The sequence below is a fragment of the Halochromatium sp. genome (genome assembly GCF_054919635.1).
On sequence record NZ_JBUDPI010000446.1, the window covers coordinates 1 to 2,661 of the forward strand.

Here is a 2,661-nt window from a genome sequence, read left to right on the forward strand (position 1 = left end):
CTCGATCTTCCACAGCAGCCGAGCGGCTTGGTACTGTTCGCCCACGGAAGCGGAAGCAGTCGCTTCAGCCGTCGTAATCAGGCGGTTGCCGACGTCCTTTACCGCGGAGGTATCGCCACCTTGCTCTTCGATCTGCTCACCCCCGAGGAGCATCAGATCGACCAGTTCACGGCCGAGCTGCGCTTCGATATTGCGCTACTGGTCGAGCGCCTTGTGCAAGGGGTCGAGTGGGCTGTCGCCGATCAACGCACCTCGTCGCTGCCGATAGGACTGTTCGGCGCCAGCACCGGCGCTGCCGCCGCACTCGGGGCCGCGGCTCGGCGGCCGCAGCCGGTTCGGACCCTGGTTTCGCGCGGCGGGCGACCGGACCTTGCCGGCGAGGCATTGTCCGAGGTCGAGCAGCCAACCCTGCTGATCGTCGGTAGCCTCGACCAGCAAGTGATTGAGATGAACCGCAGCGCAGCGCGCAAGATGCGTATCGAGCCCAAGCTGGAGATCGTTCCGGGCGCCAGCCATCTGTTCGAGGAGGCTGGCAAGCTCGATACCGTTGCCTTACTCGCTCGCGACTGGTTCTTGGAGCATTTCTGAATCGGCCACCGGCCACCCTTGGCAGAGGCATCAGACCGATCGGCGGTCGATGCGCTCAATGATGATCAGCGTCGCCGCTGCGGGATTGACGGGACGCTTCGCGGACTGGCTCAGCATTTGGGCCCAGCATTTGGGCTCAGCGTTTCGGCGCTGTGCCTGCCTCGCCGGCGGCAGCGGCTTGACAGGGCGCGAAGAAGCTGTCGCTGAGCGCTTCGCGGCACTTGAGTCCAGTGCCAGTGATCGCCTCGGGGTTTGCCTGCTGCGACCGCTGCTCAGCGGCCATCTCGACCAGCTGATGGGCGGCGCTGCACTTGGTGGCTTCTGCGCAGGCATTGTCGCGACCGCATGCCTGCTCAGCCAGCACTTGGCATGGACGGTTTCCAGCAGCTGCTGATCTTGCCGCGCTCGGCTGTGCGATCTCCCCAGCATTAGGCGCCTGAGCATCAGCCCCGGCCTCCGGTGGCGGTGGCATTGGCGTCGCTTGTCGGCGTTTGAGCATCTCGCTGGTAGGCACCACTCGGCCGCCGCGCACGTGCAGCTCGGTGCCGTCGTCCAGACGATAGACGCCGTCCCAGAGCTGCGTCTGGTAGCCGGGTCCTCGGGTCACTGGCCGGTTGGTCCGCGGGTCGACCCAGACCTCGGCGCCGCTCTGGAGGGTGCCCCGCCAGGGCTCGCCCGTTGGTGTGCGTGTCGCCTCACCGGGCTCGGTCGGGTCAACCGGTGCTTGAGCGGCCAGCTCGGTGGTCGCCAGTGCGGCCACCAGTGCGGCGCTAATCAGTTGCAGCGCGGCATCCGGTCGTCTGCGTGAAAGCTGGGGCTTTATAACGGTCATCACTGTGCTCATCGGGTCTCAAGCTCCATGGCAGGAGATAGGCGCGGTCGCGCGTCTGGGCGTAGCGGCGGATCGCGAGCCGGGGCCCCTGCGGGCCATTGCGTCGCGTTCTCAGCAAGCTCCCCGCTGTTTGCTCGGAGGTCTGCAACAGCCGTGCCCAGCAACGGGCTTGGCGCCGGGCAACCTCCATGCTGGAGCAGTCAGGATCGCTACAACGACTGACACAGAGGACGGCGAGTTCCAAGATGCTTGGCCCCCCGATTGCTTGACGACCGACGACCTGAAGGGCCGATTCCAGGGCTGGCTTGCTCACAAGCCGCGCCATGGGCCGGAATGGCTCGTTGGCCGCTTCGGGTGGGGCAAATCAGCGATCGATGGTTGTTTTGAACCCGTGCTCAACGATACAACACTCATCCCGATGCTATGACGATCCATAACCAAGAGATTGCTGATCGGCTCGAGCGCGCGGCCGACCTGCTGGAGATCGGAGGCGGCAATGCCTACCGGGTGCGCGCCTATCGCCAGGCCGCGCAGACCGTCTCCGGGCTGGCGCAAAGCGTCGCCGATCGGGTTGAGCATGGCGACGATCTCACCGAGCTGCCCGACATCGGCAAAGGTATGGCCGAGAAGATCGCGACCATCGCCCAAACCGGCGAGCTGCCCCAGCTCGATGAGCTCGAGGAGACCCTGCCGGCCCAATTGAGCGAGCTGATGCAGCTGTCTGGCCTCGGGCCGAAACGGGTCAAGGCGCTGCATCACGACCTAGGCATCGAGAATCTCGATGATCTCAAGCAGGCCATCGATCAGCAGCGAGTGCGCCAGCTCGAGGGCTTTGGTCGCAAGACCGAGGAGACCATTGCCGAGCACCTCGCCCGGCGCCAGGGCCAGGAGGCGCGCACGCGGCTGATGGAGGCCGAGGAGGTCGCGAGCACGCTCGCCGAGGATCTGGGCGCGATCGAAGGCGTCAAGCAGCTCGCGATCGCCGGCAGCTTCCGCCGCCGCAAGGAGACGGTCGGCGATCTCGATATCCTGGTCACCGCTGAAGAAGGATCAGCGGTGATGGAGCGATTCACGGGCCATGAAGAGGTCCGCGAGATCGTCTCCCAGGGCGAGACCCGCTCGACGGTCGTGCTGCGCTCGAACCTGCAAGTGGACCTGCGCCTGATGCCTGAAGCCGCCTACGGCGCCGCATTGCATTACTTCACGGGCTCCAAGGCCCACAACATCGCGGTACGCAGGAT

Annotated in this window: 3 protein-coding genes; 2 read left to right on the top strand and 1 reads right to left on the bottom strand. The window is 65.5% G+C overall.

Translation table 11 applies throughout. From position 1 onward, the window contains the following. Window positions 1-588, top strand: a 588-nt coding sequence (locus ACY693_RS18050) for a dienelactone hydrolase family protein (RefSeq protein ID WP_462323196.1), incomplete at its 5' end; no start/stop codon positions are given. Between the two features lie 136 nt (window positions 589-724). Here ACY693_RS18050 and ACY693_RS18055 read toward each other — a convergent pair. Next, a complete protein-coding gene (locus tag ACY693_RS18055; protein WP_462323197.1) occupies window positions 725-1,420 on the bottom strand; it encodes a hypothetical protein in 696 nt (231 codons plus the stop codon). Window positions 1,421-1,843: 423 nt separating this feature from the next. On the opposite strand from ACY693_RS18055, the gene ACY693_RS18060 reads away from it, so the two are divergent. Next, window positions 1,844-2,661 (top strand): helix-hairpin-helix domain-containing protein (locus ACY693_RS18060; protein WP_462323198.1); only part of this gene is annotated, 818 nt, incomplete at its 3' end.